15 protein-coding genes and 1 riboswitch are annotated in these 17,730 nt (G+C 72.6%); of the genes, 8 read left to right on the top strand and 7 right to left on the bottom strand.

The features are described 5' to 3' along the window. Positions 1–37: 37 nt before the first annotated feature. Positions 38–1,234: an NAD(P)/FAD-dependent oxidoreductase gene (locus tag LO772_RS24415; protein WP_231774173.1), complete on the bottom strand. Its 1,197-nt coding sequence runs from the start codon at positions 1,232–1,234 to the stop codon at positions 38–40. A gap of 119 nt (positions 1,235–1,353) precedes the next feature. Beyond that, positions 1,354–1,466: riboswitch (TPP riboswitch) on the top strand. Between LO772_RS24415 and thiO the strand changes: the two genes are divergently transcribed. The 4 genes from thiO to pknB all read left to right on the top strand — a co-directional run bounded on the left by thiO (position 1,463) and on the right by pknB (position 5,948). Next, the gene (thiO, locus tag LO772_RS24410) at positions 1,463–2,641 is read left to right on the top strand and encodes a glycine oxidase ThiO (protein WP_231774172.1); all 1,179 of its coding nucleotides are present in this window, start codon (positions 1,463–1,465) and stop codon (positions 2,639–2,641) included. (Overlaps the previous riboswitch by 4 nt.) After that, complete coding sequence (gene thiS, locus LO772_RS24405) at positions 2,638–2,856, top strand: sulfur carrier protein ThiS (RefSeq protein WP_231774171.1); 219 nt, start codon at positions 2,638–2,640, stop codon at positions 2,854–2,856. The genes thiO and thiS overlap by 4 nt, the downstream gene beginning before the upstream one ends. Positions 2,857–2,859: 3 nt before the next feature. Further along, positions 2,860–3,663, top strand: coding sequence for a thiazole synthase (locus LO772_RS24400; RefSeq protein WP_231774170.1), 804 nt, complete (start codon positions 2,860–2,862; stop codon positions 3,661–3,663). Between the two features lie 293 nt (positions 3,664–3,956). Continuing rightward, entirely contained in the window at positions 3,957–5,948 is a 1,992-nt protein-coding gene (gene pknB / locus LO772_RS24395; protein WP_231779700.1) for a Stk1 family PASTA domain-containing Ser/Thr kinase, read from the top strand. Between the two features lie 70 nt (positions 5,949–6,018). Here pknB and LO772_RS24390 read toward each other — a convergent pair whose 3' ends face one another. After that, on the bottom strand, positions 6,019–6,690 hold the full coding sequence (locus LO772_RS24390) for a sulfite oxidase-like oxidoreductase (RefSeq protein WP_231774169.1): 672 nt from the start codon (positions 6,688–6,690) through the stop codon (positions 6,019–6,021). 278 nt (positions 6,691–6,968) lie between these two features. Here LO772_RS24390 and bfr point away from each other — a divergent pair, with 278 nt between their 5' ends. Both bfr and LO772_RS24380 read left to right on the top strand, forming a co-directional pair. Then, a complete protein-coding gene (gene bfr, locus LO772_RS24385; protein ID WP_231774168.1) occupies positions 6,969–7,448 on the top strand; it encodes a bacterioferritin in 480 nt (159 codons plus the stop codon). A 201-nt stretch (positions 7,449–7,649) separates the two neighbouring features. Beyond that, positions 7,650–8,003, top strand: a complete 354-nt coding sequence (locus LO772_RS24380; RefSeq protein ID WP_269453082.1) for a (2Fe-2S)-binding protein — start codon at positions 7,650–7,652, stop codon at positions 8,001–8,003. Positions 8,004–8,089: 86 nt separating this feature from the next. Here LO772_RS24380 and LO772_RS24370 read toward each other — a convergent pair whose 3' ends face one another. Together LO772_RS24370 and LO772_RS24365 are read right to left on the bottom strand one after the other, a co-directional pair. Further along, a complete protein-coding gene (locus LO772_RS24370; protein WP_231774166.1) occupies positions 8,090–9,106 on the bottom strand; it encodes a threonine aldolase family protein in 1,017 nt (338 codons plus the stop codon). Positions 9,107–9,184: 78 nt separating this feature from the next. Further along, complete coding sequence (locus LO772_RS24365; RefSeq protein ID WP_231774165.1) at positions 9,185–10,522, bottom strand: class II 3-deoxy-7-phosphoheptulonate synthase; 1,338 nt, start codon at positions 10,520–10,522, stop codon at positions 9,185–9,187. A gap of 433 nt (positions 10,523–10,955) precedes the next feature. Here LO772_RS24365 and LO772_RS24360 point away from each other — a divergent pair, with 433 nt between their 5' ends. Further along, the gene (locus LO772_RS24360) at positions 10,956–12,854 is read left to right on the top strand and encodes an anthranilate synthase family protein (RefSeq protein ID WP_231774164.1); all 1,899 of its coding nucleotides are present in this window, start codon (positions 10,956–10,958) and stop codon (positions 12,852–12,854) included. 86 nt (positions 12,855–12,940) lie between these two features. On the opposite strand, the gene LO772_RS24355 is transcribed toward LO772_RS24360, so the two are convergent. Beyond that, on the bottom strand, positions 12,941–13,966 hold the full coding sequence (locus tag LO772_RS24355) for a 6-phosphofructokinase (protein WP_231774163.1): 1,026 nt from the start codon (positions 13,964–13,966) through the stop codon (positions 12,941–12,943). 155 nt (positions 13,967–14,121) lie between these two features. Between LO772_RS24355 and glpK the strand changes: the two genes are divergently transcribed. Further along, entirely contained in the window at positions 14,122–15,594 is a 1,473-nt protein-coding gene (gene glpK, locus LO772_RS24350) for a glycerol kinase GlpK (protein WP_231774162.1), read from the top strand. 154 nt (positions 15,595–15,748) lie between these two features. On the opposite strand, the gene LO772_RS24345 is transcribed toward glpK, so the two are convergent. Together LO772_RS24345 and macS are read right to left on the bottom strand one after the other, a co-directional pair. Then, positions 15,749–16,429, bottom strand: a complete 681-nt coding sequence (locus LO772_RS24345) for a response regulator (RefSeq protein ID WP_231779699.1) — start codon at positions 16,427–16,429, stop codon at positions 15,749–15,751. Between the two features lie 52 nt (positions 16,430–16,481). After that, positions 16,482–17,660 (bottom strand): MacS family sensor histidine kinase, encoded by a 1,179-nt coding sequence (gene macS, locus LO772_RS24340; protein ID WP_231774161.1) that lies wholly within the window; start codon positions 17,658–17,660, stop codon positions 16,482–16,484. Positions 17,661–17,730 lie beyond the last annotated feature (70 nt).

Below are 17,730 nucleotides of genomic sequence, written 5' to 3'. Positions count from 1 at the left end.
GGCCGAGCGCCACCGACACACTCCGCACCCGACCGGATCAGCGTGCCGTGTCCTTCACCGGCACGTCGATGTCGGCGAACCCGGCCTTGTCCACGGCGGTGCCGGCCTGGACCAGCCGCCGCCCCTGGGCGAGGTCGCGCGGCCGGGCGACGGCCAGCAGCGCGACCAGGGTGTCGCCCGCGAACCAGCCCGCGGTCCACTTGCCGTCCGGGCCGGGACCGCGCAGCACCAGCTCGTCGCCGGCGGGGTGGTGGCCGACGTACTGGACCATGCGGCCGAACTGCTCGGACCAGAAGTACGGCACCGGGTCGTACGCTTCGTCGCCGCCCAGCAGGTGGGCCGCGAGCGCGCGGGGCGCCCGCAGCGCGTTGTCCCAGTGTTCGACGTGCAGCCGGGTGCCGTAGCGCGCGGAGGCGAAGACCGTGCAGTCGCCCACGGCGTACACGCCCGGCACCGAGGTCCGCAGGCGGCTGTCGACGATGACGGCGCCGCGCTCGTCCAGACCGACGCCCGAACCGGCGAGCCACGCGGTGTCCGGGCGCACACCGATGCCGACCACTATGGCGTCGGCCGGGAGTCTGGTGCCGTCGGTCAGGTGGACCGCGCCCGGTTCGAGGCGGTCGACGCGCGCGCCGAGCAGCAGTTCGACGCCGGCCTCGGCGTACCACGGTGTGAACCGCGCCCCGACCTCGGCCGGGAGCGCGCCCGCGAGCGGCGCGTCCAATGCCTCCACCACGGTCGTACGGCAGCCCGCGGCGGCAGCGGCGGTCGCCACCTCGGCCCCGATCCACCCGGCGCCGACGATCACCACGTGCGCGCCCGGGACGAGCTCCGTCCGCAACGCACGTGCGTCGTCGATGGTGCGCAGGACGTGCACGCCGTGGACGTCGCCCGCCCCCGGCAGGCCGATCGCACGCGCGCCCGTGGCGATGACCAGGCGGTCGAACGCGATCTCGCCCTCGGCGGTCTCCACCCGGCCGCCGCCGTCGCCCGGCCGCAGCGCGGTCGCCGTGCGCCCGAGCAGCAGCGAGACGTCCAGCGCCGCCCAGTCGACGTCGAACGACGTGTCGTCGGTCTTGCCGGCCAACACCTCTTTCGACAGCGGCGGCCGGTCGTACGGCCGGTGCTCTTCCGCACCGAGCAACGTGATCGGGCCGGTGTACCCGAGGTCGCGCAGCCCCAAGACGGTCTGCAGCCCGGCCATGCCGGCACCCGCGACAAGCACGTTTTCCATGCCCGGCACCCTAGGGCCGAGCGGTCGACCATACGAGGCCGCCGCCGCACTGTCGCGGGTGTCGGCACTGTGGCGTTGGTCGCAGCGCCCGGCGGGCTCCGGATCGGGCGGGGGTAGGGTTGAAGCCTCACGGGAGCCCGGTGGGACCGGGCTGAGAGGGGGGCTGGCAGCTCCCGACCGTCCGAACCTGATCCGGGTCATGCCGGCGTAAGGGAGTGTTCAGCAACCATGGCTTCCGCAAGCCCCCCGGCCGACGCCCTCGTCATCGGCGGCGGTGCCATCGGCCTCGCGATCGCCTGGCGCGGCGCCGCGCGCGGGCTGGCCGTCACCGTCGTCGACCCCGCGCCGGGCCGCGGCGCCTCGCACGCCGCGGCGGGCATGCTCACCCCCGTCTCCGAACTGCAGTACGGCGAAGAGGCGCTGCTGCGCCTCAACATGGACTCCGCGGACCGCTACCCCGCCTTCGCCGCCGACCTGGAGGCGGCCTCGGGGCTGCCCTCCGGCTACCGCGCGTGCGGGACGCTCGCGGTGGCGCTGGACGCGGACGATCGCGCGGTGCTCAAGGAGCTGCACGCGTTCCAGGGACGCCTCGGCCTCGCGTCGACGTGGCTGACCAGCCGCGAGTGCCGCCGCCTGGAACCGATGCTGTCCCCCGCGGTGTCCGGCGGCCTGCACGTCGAAGGGGACCACCAGATCGACAACCGGCGGCTCGTCGCCGCACTGCTCGCCGCGTGCGAGCGGGCCGGGGTCGTGATCGTGCGCCGCGCGGTCGCGGAACTGCTGGCCTCGGGCGGCCGGGCGACCGGTGTGCGTCTCGACGACGGCACCGAACTCGGGGCCGGCCACGTGGTGTTGGCGGCCGGATGCGGGTCGGCGCGGCTGCCGGGTCTGCCGCCCGGGGTGATCCCGGCGATACGCCCCGTCAAGGGGGAGATCCTGCGGCTGCGGGTGCCGGAGGCGTACGCCCCGTTCCTGTCCCGCAACGTCCGCGCGGTCGTCAAGGGCGGCAGCATGTACCTCGTGCCGCGCGCGGACGGCGAGTTGGTGGTCGGCGCGACCGAGTACGAGATGGACGACACCGTGGTCACCGCCGGTGGCGTCTACGAACTCCTGCGTGACGCACGCGAGTTGGTACCCGGCATCAGCGAACTCCCGCTGATCGAGACCTACGCGGGCCTGCGCCCCGGGAGCCCCGACAACGCCCCGGTCATCGGCGCCACCGAGCTGCCCGGCCTGATCGCGGCCACCGGCCACTACCGGCACGGGATTCTGCTGACGCCGGTCACCGCCGACGCGGTGGCCGGGCTGCTGGCGGACGAGACCGTGCCCGACGTCGTACGCCCCTGGGGCCCGTCGCGCTTCGGCGCGTCCGGGACCCGGCCGTCGAGGGAGGTCTCGTACGCATGACCGTGCAGCCGACCGAGTCCGTCTCCGTCAACGGCGAGCCGCGCCCGCTCGCCCCCGGCACCACCCTCGCCGCGCTCGTCGCGACGATGACCAGCGCGACCAAAGGGGTCGCGGTCGCGGTCAACGAGCATGTCGTGCCGCGCAGCGCGTGGCCGGTCACGGTCCTGAGGGCCGGCGACCGCGTCGAAGTACTCACCGCCGTGCAAGGAGGTTGACCCGTGACCGTCCCGCAGAACGGCCCCGCGGACGACAAGTTCGAACTCGGCGGCGAGGTCTTCGCGTCGCGCCTGATCACCGGGACGGGCGGCGCGCCCAGCCTGGACATCCTGGGGGCCGCCCTCGTGGCGTCCGGGACCGAGATGACGACGGTGGCGATGCGCCGGCTGAATCCGAAGACCTCCGGGTCGGTGCTCGATCTGCTGCGCCGGCTCGGCATCCGCCCGCTGCCGAACACCGCCGGCTGCTACACGTCCGGCGAGGCGGTGCTGACCGCGCGGCTGGCCCGCGAGGCGCTGGAGACCGACTGGGTCAAGGTCGAAGTGGTCGCGGACGAGCGCACATTGCTGCCGGACACGGTCGAACTGCTCGACGCCGCCGAGCGGCTGGTCGACGACGGGTTCACGGTTCTGGCGTACACCAACGACGACCCGGTCGTGGCCCGCCGCCTCGAACAGGTGGGGTGTGCGGCGGTCATGCCGCTGGGGTCGCCGATCGGCTCGGGGCTCGGCATCCGAAACCCGCACAACATCCGCCTCATCACCGAGCAGGCGGGTGTGCCGGTGATCCTGGACGCGGGCCTCGGCACGGCGTCGGACGCGGCACTCGCGATGGAACTGGGCTGCGAGGCGGTCATGCTGGCATCGGCCGTGACGCGTGCCCAGGACCCGGCGCTCATGGCGGCGGCGATGCGGCACGCCGTCGAGGGCGGGCGCCTCGCGTTCCGCGCGGGGCGCATTCCCCGGCGGCATTACGCCGAGGCGTCGTCACCGACCGACGGACTCGCCGAAATCCCGGCGTTCTGACGCGCGATCCCAACGGAATCGGTGGCCACCACGGCCGCGTGCGCGAAGTCGGTGGCCGCACGAGAAGATGTGCGGAGTCGGTGGCCGCCACGACAGCACGCGCGGAGTCGGTGGCCGCCACCGCGAAGAGAGTGCCGGACGACCCGGCCACGCCCGCCCGGCAGGCCGGTCGCCGGGCCGCCGACAGGCTTCTGACCGGCGGTTAAGCACCTTTGACAGGGGATCAGTTGCCGGAACCGAACAGTCTCGTGACCCGTCCCAGCCAGGGTGACCGTAAAATCCAGAGCGTGGACATGAGTATGGACGACCCCCTCGTCGGGAGCGTGCTCGACGGACGGTACCGGGTGCAGGCCCGGATCGCGGCGGGCGGCATGGCCACCGTTTACCGGGCACTGGACTCCCGTCTGGACCGCACGGTCGCGGTCAAGGTGATGCACCCGGCGCTCGCCGCCGACGCCTCCTTCACCGACCGCTTCATCCGCGAGGCCAAAGCCGCGGCCCGGCTCTCGCACCCCAACGTCGTCGGGGTGTTCGACCAAGGGCACGACGGCGACGTGGCGTTCCTCGCGATGGAGTACGTCGAGGGCCGCACGCTGCGCGAACTCCTGCAGGACCTCGGCACGCTGACGCCGCGTGAGGCGTTCGGCGTGCTGGAGCCGACACTCGCCGCGCTCGGTGCGGCACACCGCGCGGGTTTCGTGCACCGGGACGTGAAGCCGGAGAACGTCCTGATCTCGGACGACGGCGGCATCAAGGTCGCCGACTTCGGGCTCGCCCGGGCGACCGCGTCCACGGCGTCCGCGGCCACCGGCAAGGTGCTGGTCGGCACGGTCGCCTACCTGGCCCCCGAGCAGATCGAGCGCGGCACCGCGTCGCCGACCTCGGACGTGTACGCGGCCGGGATCATGCTCTACGAGATGCTGACCGGCCGCCCGCCCTATCCCGGGCGCTCCGCCGTCGAGATCATCTACAAGCACGTGCACGAGGACGTCCCGCCTCCCTCGCGGACCATTCCCGGGCTGCCCGCCGCGCTCGACACCGTGGTCGCGAAGGCCACGGCCCGCGACCCGAAGCAGCGGCCCGCGGACGCCGAGGAGTTGCTCGCCCTCGTCCGCGCCACCCGGCAGCGGGAGATGTCCGAGGCGGATCTGGACTTCGGCGCCGACCAGCGCGTGCTGCCGCCGCCCGTACCGGAGTACGGGGAATCGCCCGAGTACGCCGCCGCGGGCGCCTACCCCGGGTTCGCCGACGACGCCCCCGCCAAGGCGCACGCGCCGCTGGAGATCGGCCCGTTGGGGCTCGCCACCGAGTCGGTGCTGGACGAGCACCCGCACGCCGCGTACCACGGGGGCGGCCCGGAGGATCCGGACGGCTCCTTCGTGGCGGACGCCGACCCGCGGCGCCGCGGCCCGTCCCTCGGCATGATCGCCTTCCTCGTCGTGATCGTCGTGGCCGCGACGATCGGCATCGTGGCGTGGCAGATGGGCTCGGAGAAGTCGGTCAAGATCCCGGCGGTGATCCAGGTCGCCGCGTCCGAGGCGCAGAAGCGCCTCACCGACGACGGCTTCAAGGTCGACGTCAAGGAGTCCTACAGCGAGACGGTCCCGCGCGACCAGGTCATCGCCACCGACCCGATGCCGGGCAAGAGCCTCGACAAGGGCTCGATCGTCACGATGACCGTGTCGCTGGGCCCCGAGCGGCTCGCGGTGCCGAAACTGGCCGGGCAGACGGTCGACCAGGCCAAGCAGGCGCTGCAGGGGGCCGGCCTGGCGGTCGGCGACGTCACGCAGCAGGACAGCGGCCAACCCGTCGGCCAGGTGATCGGGACGAGCCCGCAGGTGGGCACCATGCTGGCCCGCGACACCGCGGTCGACCTGGTGGTCAGCCAGGGCACGCCGGTCCCGGTGCCGAGCGTCGTGGGTCTGACCGAGGCCGAGGCGCGCGACGCCGTGACGGCGAGCGGCCTGCAGTTGGTCGTCGACCCGACCCCGGTCTTCTCCGCCGACGTCCCGGCCGGCAAGGTCGCCGCGCAGTCCCCCGCGGACGGCAAGCTCCACCCCGGCGGCCCGGTCACCGTGGCGATGTCGAAGGGCCCCGACCTGGTGCTGGTCCCGAAGGTCGACGGCATGAGCGAAGGCGACGCGCGCAAGACGCTGGAGGCGGCGGGCTTCAAGGTGAGCGTGAACACGGTGTTCCCGCTCGGCCCGAAGAACGTCACGAGCATGAGCCCGGGCGGCAACAACATGGCGCCGCGCGGGTCCACGGTCACCATCAACGTGTTCTGACCCTCGGGGCCGACGCACGGGGCCGCAGGGGTCGGGAGAGCAGGGTGAAGCGGGCGGGGCGGGCGACGGATCAGAGTTCCGGGCCTTCCCCGTCCTGCTCTTGGTACGAGTAGCGCTGCTCGCGCCACGGGTCGCCGATGTTGTGGTAGCCGCGTTCCTCCCAGAAACCCCGTTTGTCCGCGACCATGTACTCGATGCCGCGGACCCACTTGGGGCCCTTCCAGGCGTACAGCTGCGGCACGATCAGCCGCACCGGGAAGCCGTGCTCGGCGGTGAGCGGCTCGCCGTTGTGGTGGGTCGCGAAGATCGTCCGCTCGGTGGCGAAGTCGGTGATGCGGAGGTTCGAGCTGAAGCCGTACTCCGCCCACACCATCACATGGGTGACTTCCGGGGCGGGCGGGGCGATGTCGAGGATGGTCTCCGCGCCGACGCCGCCCCACTCGTTGCCCAGCATGCTGAACTTGGTGACGCAGTGGAAGTCGGCGACCACGGTCGTCCGCGGCAGCGCGGAGAACTCGTCGTGGTTCCAGGCGTGCTTGTCGCCGGACGCGGTGGCGCCGAAGACGCGGAAGTCCCACGTGTCGGGCCGGAAGCGGGGAACGGGGCCGTAGTGCAGCACCGGCCAGCCGCGTTGCAGGCGCTGGCCCGGCGGCAGGCGCGAATCACCCCGGTCGGGCCCGGCCGCCGCGGCCGTGCCCGGCGCCGAATCCCGTCCCCCCTGCCCCGTTCCGGTGTGACCCATATCCCTATGCTCCCAGACCCTCGCGGGCGACCACGACCGGCCCCCGGGCCGTCCGGGCGCCGCCCGGAGGGCATTCCGCGGCCCGTGGGGAACGCCGGCGCCGACGCCGCGCGCTGTACGGCATTTACCGTAAATCAGCATTCAATACCCAAGCGAGGCAAGCCTTCCCTTCCTGGAATTTAGGACACAGGAGGTGACAGCATTCGCATATCCGTGATCACACCTGTCTCCGGTGCCCCACGGACCTCTTCGCCAACTCCTTCGGAAGGTGCGTAACGATGCACGGCGACCCGCAGATCCTCGAACTGCTCAATGAGCAGCTCACCGCCGAGCTCACCGCCATCAACCAGTACTTCCTGCACGCCAAGCTGCAGGAGCACCGGGGCTACACCAAGCTCGCGCACTGGACGCGCCACGAGTCCTTCGACGAGATGAAGCACGCCGAAAAGCTCACCGACCGGATCCTTTTCCTCGAAGGCCTGCCGAATTACCAGCGGCTCAACGCACTGCGCATCGGCCAGACGATCGAGGAGATGCTGCGCGCCGACCTCGCGGTCGAAATGGAGGCGGTCGAGCGCCTGCGCAGCGGAATCATCATCATGCGCGAAAAGCGCGACGCGACCTCGGCCAACATCTTCGAGGACATCCTCGCGGACGAGGAAAAGCACGTGGACCACCTGGAGACGCAGCTCGACCTGCTGCAGAAGCTCGGCGAGCCGCTGTACATCGCGGAGCTGTTCTCGATCCCGGAGGACTGATCGGCGACCCACAGCGTCGGAGATCACACCGGACAAAGGCTGCGCATCGGCGCATGCCGGGCGGATACTGAATCCTCTGGCGTCCGACGAGCCCGCCGAGCCCACGCGCCGGCGTCGGCCACGTGACGCAGGACTCTCTTCACTTACCCCCAGGGGTGAGGTTAACCTTACCTAAGTGACCTCAGCCCTGGGGGGCCTCTCGTGTACGTGTGCATCTGTTTCGGTGTGACCGACACCCAGGTCGGTACGCAGATAGAAGGCGGCGCGCGCAGTGTGCGCGAGATCGCCGCCGCGTGCCGCGCCGGGACCGACTGCGGTCGCTGCGTCAAGACCATCTCGGCGATGATCCCCCGCGACGACACGCGCTCCTGCAACGGCTGCACGAAACGCTGCGGCCGGATATGCCGCGCCGACCGCGACACCGCCGCGGCGCCCGAGCCCGTCGCTCCCGTCTTCGGCGACCTCGCGCCCTCCGCCTCCGGCCTGCCGCGCTTCCCCGGCCCGCTGACCATCCTGGGCGCCGCGGACCCCGGCAACGCCGCACCGGCCGCCTGAGCCCGGTCTCCGGCCCGACCGGCCCCCCACACCCGCCCCCACACCGCCGGACGCGCGGACACCACCAGCACGCGCGCCCTACGGGGTCACACCGCGGCGGCGATCACCGCGGCGGCGTTCGCACACGACGTGGCGTCCACGTCCAGATGCGTCACGATGCGCAGCACCCGCGGCCCGAAAGCCGATACCAGCACGCCCCCCGCCGCGCAGCGCGCCGCCACCTCCGCGGCGTCGGGACCGGGTTCGGGCAGCAGCACGAGGACGAGATTGGTCTCCGGAGCCGTGACGTCGAGGTCCGCCTCCGCCAACCGGTCCGCGATCAGGCGGGCGTGCGCGTGGTCCTCGGACAGGCGTTCGATGTGGTGGTCCAGGGCGTACAGCCCGCCGGCGGCGAGGATGCCCGACTGACGCATCGCGCCGCCCATGCGGTGGCGCATCCGGCGTGCCTCCGCGCGCCGCTCGTCCGGGACGAGGGCCACGGAGCCCACGGGCGCCCCGAGGCCCTTCGACAAGCACACCGACAGCGTGTCGAACAGGGCCCCGTACGCCGCCAACGGCGTCTCGGTGGCGACGTGCGCGTGCCAGATCCGCGCCCCGTCGCAGTGCAGCGCGACACCGGCGGCGGACGTCAGCTCCCGGATCGCGGTGAGGCGTTCGAGCGGATAGACGGCTCCGCCACCGCGGTTGTGCGTCTGTTCGACCGCGACGGCGCGCGTGCCGACGGTGAACTCGGCACCGGTCCGCAGCAGGCGCGCGATGTCGGCGGGGTCGAGCAGACCGCGCGGGCTCAGCGTCGTCCGCGTCTGCACGCCGCCGTGCCACGCCGCGGCACCGCCCTCGTGCGCGACGATGTGCGCGTCCGCGTCCAGCACCAGCTCCTCGCCGGGCGCGACCGACATGCGTACCGCGAGCTGATTGGCCATCACCCCGGTCGGGACGAACACCCCGGCGTGGTGGCCGCCGAACATGTGCGCGACGCGTTCCTCCAGGGCCCGCACGGTCGGGTCCTCGCCGTAGACGTCGTCGCCGACCTCGGCATCGGCCATCGCGGCGCGCATGGCGGGAGTCGGCCGCGTGACGGTGTCGCTGCGCAGATCAATCACCGTCCCAGACTGCCACCCGAAAACGCCGCAGGGGCGTACACCGCGATGTGTACACCCCTGTGACGGTTCGGCGCGCGTTCAGTGACCGCGGCGGTACATCTCCGCGACGAGGAACGCCAGGTCGAGCGACTGGCTGCGGTTGAGGCGCGGGTCGCACGCGGTCTCGTAGCGCTGGTGCAGGTCGTCGACGAAGATCTCGTCGCCGCCGCCGACGCACTCGGTCACGTCGTCACCGGTCAGCTCCACGTGGATGCCACCGGGGTGGGTGCCGAGCTCGCGGTGCACCTCGAAGAAGCCCTTGACCTCGTCGAGGACGTCGTCGAAGCGCCGGGTCTTGTGACCGCTGGTCGCCTCGAACGTGTTGCCGTGCATCGGGTCGCAGACCCACGCGACCTGCGCACCGGACGCCGTGACCTTCTCCACCAGGTTCGGCAGCGCGTCGCGCACCTTGCCGGCCCCCATGCGGATGATGAACGTCAGACGGCCCGGCTCGCGGTTCGGGTCGAGCTTCTCGACCAGCGCGAGGGCGTCCTCGGGCTTCGTCGTCGGCCCGAGCTTGACCCCGATCGGGTTGCTGATCCGCGACGCGAACTCGATGTGCGCGCCGTCGATCTGCCGGGTGCGCTCGCCGATCCACACCATGTGGCCGGACACGTCGTACAGCGCGCCGGTGCGCGAGTCGACCCGCGTGAGCGCCGACTCGTAGTCGAGGATGAGCGCCTCGTGCGACGCGAAGAACTCGACCGTGCGGAACTCCTCGGGGTCGACGCCGCACGCGTGCATGAAGCGCAGCGCGCCGTCGATCTCGGAGGCCAGCCGCTCGTAGCGCTCGCCGGACGGGGACAGCGCCACGAAGTCCTGGTTCCACGCGTGCACTTGCCGCAGGTCGGCGTAGCCGCCGGTGGTGAACGCGCGGACGAGGTTGAGCGTCGCGGAGGACGCGTGGTACATCCGCTTCAGCCGCTCGGGGTCCGGAATGCGCGCGTCGGCGGTGAACGCCAGGTCGTTGACCGCGTCGCCGCGGTACGTCGGCAGCGTCACGCCGTCGCGCGTCTCCACCGGCTGCGAACGGGGCTTGGAGTACTGCCCGGCCATCCGGCCGACCTTGACGACCGGGACCGACGCCGCGTACGTCAGCACGACGGCCATCTGGAGAAGGGTCTTGAGCTTGTTCCGGATCGCGTCCGCGGTGTTGCCGGTGAAGGTCTCCGCGCAGTCTCCGCCTTGGAGCAGGAACGCCTCACCCGCCGCCACCGAGGCCAGTCGGCCCCGCAGCTGATCGCACTCGCCGGCGAACACGAGCGGAGGATAGGACGCGAGGTCCGCGAGCGCGCTGCTCAGGGCCTCGGAGTCCGGCCACTCGGGCTGCTGCGCCGCCGGGAGGGATCGCCAGGTGTGCGTGTCGTTCTCGGTCACGCCCCAAGGTTAAACGCTGAGGCAACCCATTTGGGGGCGTGACCGCACAACGAGACGGGCCGCTGACCGGCGGAGGAACGATCCTGTGAGGTCAGGGCGTTTCCGGGCAGAAGCACCCCGTCGGCCGGAACGCGCGCACGCGACGCGGATCACACCTTCGGGTGCCCCAAGGAACCGCCGAGGGGACCCGAACGGGGTGCCGGCCGCTCGGACGGGCTACAGTGGCGGCGTGATCGCGCTCTCCGGTTCCGGGTCTCCCGGTTCCGCCTCCTCCTGGTGGTGGCCCCGCTCCGCGGCGGCCCCACGCTTCGCGATCCCCAGCCCCACCCAGGACTGACGATCCGACGGCCGCCCGATGGCGGCCGTTTCGCGTCGAGGGCGCGGAGGAGCAGCCCGCTCGGGCGGTGCGTCCCCGACCGATGGGACTCCGACCGTGACTCTCGGCACCCCCGACCCGGCGTCCGTGCTCGCCCCGCTGTTCGCCGCGGCGCCGCCTCCGTTCGCCTTGATCCGCCGCGAAGGCGCACGGGAACTCGACCTTCTCCTCGGCGAGTTCACCGAGGTCCCGACGCTCGACGCGATCCCGCTGCCCGACCCGGACGACGCGCCCGGCACCGTGCGCCACGACGTCCTCGCGCTCGTCCCGTACCGGCAGATCCGCGAGCGCGGCTTCGAGGCCCGCGACGACGGCACGCCGCTGCTGTGCCTGCGGGTCACGTCGCAGGTGTCGCTCGCGTACGAGGACGTCCTCGCGGCGCTGCCGGACACCCCGGTGGTGCTGGAAGGCGGGGGCTTCGACGTCGACGACGCGACCTACGCCGACATCGTCGGCCGGGTGATCGCCGACGAGATCGGCCGCGGCGAAGGCGCGAACTTCGTCGTGCGCCGCGACTACCGCGACCGGCTGGCCGACTACTCGCCCGCGACCGCCGGGACCCTGATGCGCAGGCTGCTGACACGCGAGTCGGGGGCGTACTGGACATACCTGATCCACACCGGCGACCTGACGCTGGTCGGCGCGAGCCCCGAGCGGCACGTCAGCGCGACCGGCGGCGACGTCGTGATGAACCCGATCAGCGGGACGTACCGCTACCCCGCCGACGGTCCCGACCGCGACGGGCTGCTGGCGTTCCTGCGCGACGGCAAGGAGGTCGACGAGCTGTTCATGGTCGTCGACGAGGAGCTGAAGATGATGAGCGAGGTGTGCGACCTGGGCGGACAGGTGCTCGGGCCGTACCTGAAGGAGATGGGCCACCTCGCCCACACCGAGTACGTGCTGCGCGGCCGAAGCTCCCTCGACGTCCGCACGATCCTGCGCGGCACGATGTTCGCCCCGACGGTGACCGGCTCGCCGCTGGAGAACGCATGCCGCGTGATCCGCCGCCACGAGCCGACCGGGCGCGGCTACTACTCGGGCGTCCTCGCCCTCATCGGACGCGACGCCGCCGGGCGGCGCACGCTCGACGCACCGATCCTGATCCGCACCGCGTACGTCTCCCCCGACGGCACCGTGCGCGTGCCCGCGGGGGCCACGCTGGTGCGGCACTCCGACCCGGCCGGCGAGGTCGCCGAGACGCACGCCAAGGCCGCCGGGGTGCTGTCCGCGCTCGGGGCCGTGCCGGCGCCGTCGCGCTCCGGCGCACGGGCTCCCGGGCGGTTGTCCGACGATCCCGAGGTGGCGTCGCTGCTGGCCGCCCGGAACGCCGCGCTGTCCCCGTTCTGGCTCACGCCGCGCCACGAACAGGACGTCCTCGCCCCGGAGTTGGCGGGCCGTCCGATTCTCGTCGTGGACGGCGAGGACACGTTCACCGCGATGCTCGCGCACCTGCTGCGCACACTGGGCCTGCGGGTCACCGTGCGGCCGTACGACGAGGTGACGGGGCGGCAGGTCACCGACGCCGACCTGCTCCTCGTCGGCCCCGGGCCGGGCGATCCGCGCCGGGCCGCGGACCGCAGGATCCGCAGGATGGGCGCCGTCGTCCGCCGCCGCCTCGACGCGGGCGGGCCGCTGTTCGGCGTATGCCTCGGGCACCAGCTCCTCGCCGCCGAGCTGGGGCTGGACCTCGTGCGCAAGGACACTCCGTACCAGGGCAAGCAGCTGGACATCGACCTCTTCGGGCGCGAGGAACGCGTCGGCTTCTACAACACGTTCGCCGCGACGGCGACCGAACGCCCGCGGCACGGGCTGGAGTTCAGCGCCGCGCCGGACACGTCCCACATCCACGCGATGCGCGGCAAGGAGCTGCGGATCGCCGGTGTGCAGTTCCATCCCGAATCGGTGCTCACCAGGAACGGCGCGGCGATCCTCCGCGGGATCCTCGCGGCGCTGTGAGCGGCTGACCCCGGACACGCCGCCGGGCCTCCGCCCGTGTGCGGAGGCCCGGCGGTCCGCGGCTCGCGGGGAGGCGCGGAGGTCGTTCAGCCGAAGAGGACCTTGGCCTCGTCGTACAGCGCCGGAGGGACGGTCTTGAGCTCGCGCGTCGCGTCCTCGAGCGGGACGGTGACGACGTCCGTGCCACGCAGGGCGACCATCCGCCCCCACGCGCCTTCGTGCACCGCGTCGATCGCGTGGAAGCCGAACCGGGTGGCGAGCCACCGGTCGAACGCGGTGGGGGTGCCGCCGCGCTGCACGTGCCCGAGGACGGTCGTCCGGGCCTCCTTGCCGGTGCGCCGCTCGATCTCGGCGGCGAGCCAGTCGCCGATGCCGCTGAGCTTCACGTGGCCGAACGCGTCGAGCGTCTGGTCCTTCGTGACCATCTGGCCCTCCTTCGGGATGGCGCCCTCGGCGACCACCACGATGGGGGCGTAGTTCGTCCGGAATCGGCTCTCGACCCAGCCGCACACCTGCTCGATGTCGAACTGCTGCTCGGGAATGAGGATCACGTTGGCGCCGCCCGCCATCCCCGAGTGGATCGCGATCCAACCCGCGTGGCGGCCCATGACCTCGACGATCAGCACGCGGCGGTGCGACTCCGCGGTGGTGTGCAGGCGGTCGATCGCCTCGGTGGCGATGTTGACCGCCGTGTCGAAGCCGAACGTGTAGTCGGTCGCGCCGAGGTCGTTGTCGATCGTCTTCGGGACGCCGACGACCTGCACCCCGTGCTCGTGCAGCCGCGTCGCGACGCCGAGGGTGTCCTCGCCGCCGATCGCGACGAGCGCGTCGACCTCCAGCTTCGCGAGGTTCTCGCGGATGCGCTGCACGCCGCCGTCGATCTTCATCGGGTTGGTGCGCGACGACCCCAGGATCGTGCCGCCGCGCGGCAGGATCCCGCGCACGGTCTGGACGTCGAGCGCCTGGGTGTCCGCCTCCAGCGGACCGCGCCACCCGTCGCGGAAGCCGAGGAAGTCGTACCCGTACTCCGCGACGCCCTTGCGGACCACCGCCCGGATCACCGCGTTGAGACCGGGGCAGTCGCCCCCACCGGTCAGGACTCCGACACGCATCGAGCTTCCCTTCGCCATCCGAGGACGGGTGACCGCGCCTGGTTCCGTGTCCCGCGCGCGCCGCCCACGCTATAAGGATCCGACCCGGTTCCATGGTCTCGAACAACCCGTTCGGGTGACCACGAACGAGTGGAGAACACCTAGAGTTTCGTGCCATGGGTGTGCTTGCGATCGATGCCGGGACGACCGGGGTGACGGCGCTCCTCGTGGCCGGCGACGGGCGCGTCGTGGCGCGCGGCTACCAAGAGTTCCAGCAGCACTTCCCCGAGCCGGGGCGGGTCGAGCACCAGCCCGAGGAGATCTGGCAGGCCGTGCTCCACGCGTGCCGCGAGGCCCTGGCCCGCACCTCCGAGCGCCCGACGGCGGTCGGCATCACCAACCAGCGCGAGACCGCCGTGCTGTGGCACCGGCGCACGCTGTCGTCGCCGTGCCGCGCGATCGTCTGGCAGGACCGCCGGTCCGCCGCGGTCTGCGCGCGGCTGGCCGAGGCCGGGCACGAACCGCGCGTCGCCGAGCTGACCGGGCTGCGCCTCGACCCCTACTTCACCGCGACGAAGCTCGCGTGGCTGGCCGAGCACGCCAAGGACACCTGGCGCGAGGTCGAGGCGGGCCATGTCGCGGTCGGCACCATCGACGCGTATCTCATCGCCCGCATGACCGCCGGCCGCGAGCACGTCACCGACGCGTCCAACGCCTCCCGGACGCTGCTGTTCGACATCGTGCGCGGTGCGTGGTCGCCGGAGCTGTGCGGGTTGTTCGGCGTCCCCGAGGAGGCGCTGCCGCGCGTGGTGCCGTCGTACGGCGAGGTCGCGCGCACCGACCCGAGCGTGTTCCTCGGCCTCGACCTGCCGATCGCCGGGATCGCGGGCGACCAGCAGGCGGCGCTCTTCGGGCAGGCCTGCCACGCCCCCGGCGACGTGAAGTGCACGTACGGAACGGGGTCGTTCGTCCTGATCAACACCGGGGCGCAGCCGGTGCGTTCGTCGGCCGGGCTGCTGACCACCGTGGCGTGGAAGGCGCCCGACGGATCACTGGTCTACGCCCTCGAAGGCGCGATCTTCGTGACCGGAGCGGCGGTGCAGTGGCTGCGCGACGGCCTGGGCGTCATCGGTGCGGCGGCCGAGACCGAGGCGATCGCGCGCACGGTGCCCGACTCCGGCGGCGTGGTGTTCGTCCCCGCGCTCACCGGCCTCGGCGCGCCGCACTGGGACCCGACCGCACGGGGCACGATCCTGGGCATCACGCGCGGCACGGCCCGCGCCCATGTGGTCCGCGCGACGCTGGAGGCGATCGCGTACGAAGTCCGCGACGTGGTCGACGTGATGGCGTCGGACGCGTCGCTCGACCTCCGCACCCTCAAGGTCGACGGCGGCGCGTCGGAGAACAATCTGCTGTGTCGCCTTCAGGCCGACCAACTCGGCGTCGCCGTGGAGCGCCCCACGGTCAGCGACACCACCGCCCTCGGCGCGGCCTTCCTCGCGGGCCTCGGCACCGGCGTCTGGTCGAGCACGGAACAACTCGCCGCCACATGGCGGTTGGACGCCCGCTTCGAGCCGGGCGACCGGGACGACGCGGGTTACGACCGTTGGCGTCTGGCGGTGGAGAAGGCGAAGGGCTGGGCCGTCTGACGAGCGTCACCCGCCGTCCGTTCCGGCCCCGCGGGCTTCGGGGTGTTTCGGGGATCGGCGCGGTTCGGGCCGCGGCGATTCCGGGTGACGGGTCCGAGGGTGGCGCTCGCGCCGCCCGATCGCACCGAGATGACCACCGGAAGCCCCGGCGTTCTCAGTCGTCCAAACCCCGCTCGATCGCGTAGCGAACCAGTTCCACGCGGTTGTGGAGCTGCAGTTTGTTGAGGGTGTTCTGGACATGGTTCTGCACCGTCCGGTGCGAGAGCACCAGGCGTTCGGCGATCTGCTTGTACGAGAGCCCCTTCGCGACCAGCCGCAGTACCTCCGTCTCGCGGTCGGTCAGCCTGGGCGCGGACGGGTCGCGGGAGCCGGTGGCCGGCGGGGCGGTGGCGATGCGGCGGAACTCGCCGAGGACGAGGCCGGCCAGCCCCGGGGTGAAGACGGCGTCGCCTTTGGCCGTGCGGGCGACCGCGTCGAGGAGTTCGGCGGCGCTGGCGGACTTCACGAGGTAGCCGGTGGCGCCCGCCTTGACCGCCTCCAGGACGTCTTCCTGCTCGCCGCTCGCGGACAGGACGAGGATGCGGACTCCCGCGTCGTGCGCGACCAGCTCGCGTGCCACCCGGTCGCCGCTGAGCTTGGGCAGGTTGAGGTCGAGGATGACGACGTTCGGCGAGGTCGCGCGGGCGCGTCGGATCGCCTCGGGACCGTCTCCGGCGGTGGCCACGACGTCGTACCCGGCCTCGGCGAGGTCCCGGGCGACGGAGTCGCGCCACATGGGGTGGTCGTCGACGACGAGCACGCGGATCGGCGGACTCGTCGCGGCGGACTCGGACATCACGGGGCCTCTCGTCTGATGCGGCGTCAGGACACGTCCACGGCGCGCCTGGTCAGAACCTACCGGAGTTCCCGGCGCCCACCGCGTCCAAGGCGGCGCGCGGAAGCCGGAGTTCGACCTCGGTGCCCTGGCCCGGGACGGAGGTCAGCTCCGCGGTCCCGCCGACGTCGCGCAGACGGCCCTCGATCGACTGCGCGACACCCAGCCGGCCCGCCGCACGGGCCTCTTCGAGCCGCCCGGGGGCGATGCCGGGGCCGTCGTCGCGGATGCTGACGATGATCGCGTCGGGGTCGTCCTCCAGCAGGATCCAGGCGCGCGCGTCCTCGCCCGCGTGGCGCCGGACGTTGTCCAGTGCGGCGGAGGCCGCGGCGGCGAGTTCGCGGGCGACGGCGGTCGGCAGGAGGACGGGCGTACCGGGCGACGCGACGCTGACCCGGGCCCCCGCGAGGCGCCCGAGCAGCGTGCGGACGTCCTGGCGGGCGGGATCGCCGCCGGTGCCGGAGCCCGGCAGGTCCGCGGTCTCCAGCTCGGCGGGCGCGTCGGAGACGAGTTGCCGCAGCGCGACTTCCTGTTCGCCCGCGAGCCGCCCCAACTCGGCCGCTTCGCCGCCGATCTCCGCGCCGCGCCGCTGCACCAGCGCGAGGACCTGCAGCACGCTGTCGTGGATGTCGCGGGCGAGCCGCTCGCGTTCGCGGGTGGCGGCCTCCAGTTGCAGGGCACGGGCGAGGGCGCGTTCGCTGGCGCGGGCGAGGTCGACGACATAGCCGATGACCGTGCCGGCGAGCATCATCAGGACGATGTTGTGCAGATTGCCTTGCGCTATGTCGCCGCGCTCGACGATGTTGGCCGCGCCGGTGAGCAGCGCCGCGATCGCGCCGGTCAGCCAGCCGCCCATGATCGCCCAGGCGAGGACGGGGGCGGACGACCACACCGTGGGCAGCGTCAGCGCGCCGTCGGCGACCCGGTCCGCGTCGTCGAGCCACCGCGTCGCGACCACCGACCCGACGGCCATGCCGAGGTCGGCGGCCAGGATCGGCCAGCGGCGCAGCTCGGGCTTCTCGAACGCGTACATGGTGAAGGCGGTCCACAGCGTCAGCAGGCCCATGACCGCCCAGCCGCCCAAGGGATGGCGGTATTCGCCGGACACGCCCACGAACTGCGCGATGGCGTAGCCGAGAGCGAGCAACCGGAACACCGCCAAGGCCCGCCACAACGGCTGCTCGACCGACATCGTTTCCCTCCCGCGACGCACGACTCCCCCGCGAGCCGCTGCCGCCCGCGCGACGATCGTAGGCCGCGCC

The organism is Yinghuangia sp. ASG 101, assembly GCF_021165735.1.
Lineage (GTDB): Bacteria > Actinomycetota > Actinomycetes > Streptomycetales > Streptomycetaceae > Yinghuangia.
Note: the sequence above shows the minus strand (reverse complement) of the source record. Positions and strands in the feature narration are given on the sequence as shown.

Coding starts and splice junctions, on each gene's coding strand:
- LO772_RS24415 (WP_231774173.1), bottom strand. CDS start 1,234: ATGGAAAACGTGCTTGTCGCGGGTGCCGGCATGGCCGGGCTGCAGACC.
- thiO (WP_231774172.1), top strand. CDS start 1,463: ATGGCTTCCGCAAGCCCCCCGGCCGACGCCCTCGTCATCGGCGGCGGT.
- thiS (WP_231774171.1), top strand. CDS start 2,638: ATGACCGTGCAGCCGACCGAGTCCGTCTCCGTCAACGGCGAGCCGCGC.
- pknB (WP_231779700.1), top strand. CDS start 3,957: ATGAGTATGGACGACCCCCTCGTCGGGAGCGTGCTCGACGGACGGTAC.
- LO772_RS24390 (WP_231774169.1), bottom strand. CDS start 6,690: ATGGGTCACACCGGAACGGGGCAGGGGGGACGGGATTCGGCGCCGGGC.
- bfr (WP_231774168.1), top strand. CDS start 6,969: ATGCACGGCGACCCGCAGATCCTCGAACTGCTCAATGAGCAGCTCACC.
- LO772_RS24355 (WP_231774163.1), bottom strand. CDS start 13,966: ATGCGTGTCGGAGTCCTGACCGGTGGGGGCGACTGCCCCGGTCTCAAC.
- glpK (WP_231774162.1), top strand. CDS start 14,122: ATGGGTGTGCTTGCGATCGATGCCGGGACGACCGGGGTGACGGCGCTC.
- LO772_RS24345 (WP_231779699.1), bottom strand. CDS start 16,429: ATGTCCGAGTCCGCCGCGACGAGTCCGCCGATCCGCGTGCTCGTCGTC.
- macS (WP_231774161.1), bottom strand. CDS start 17,660: ATGTCGGTCGAGCAGCCGTTGTGGCGGGCCTTGGCGGTGTTCCGGTTG.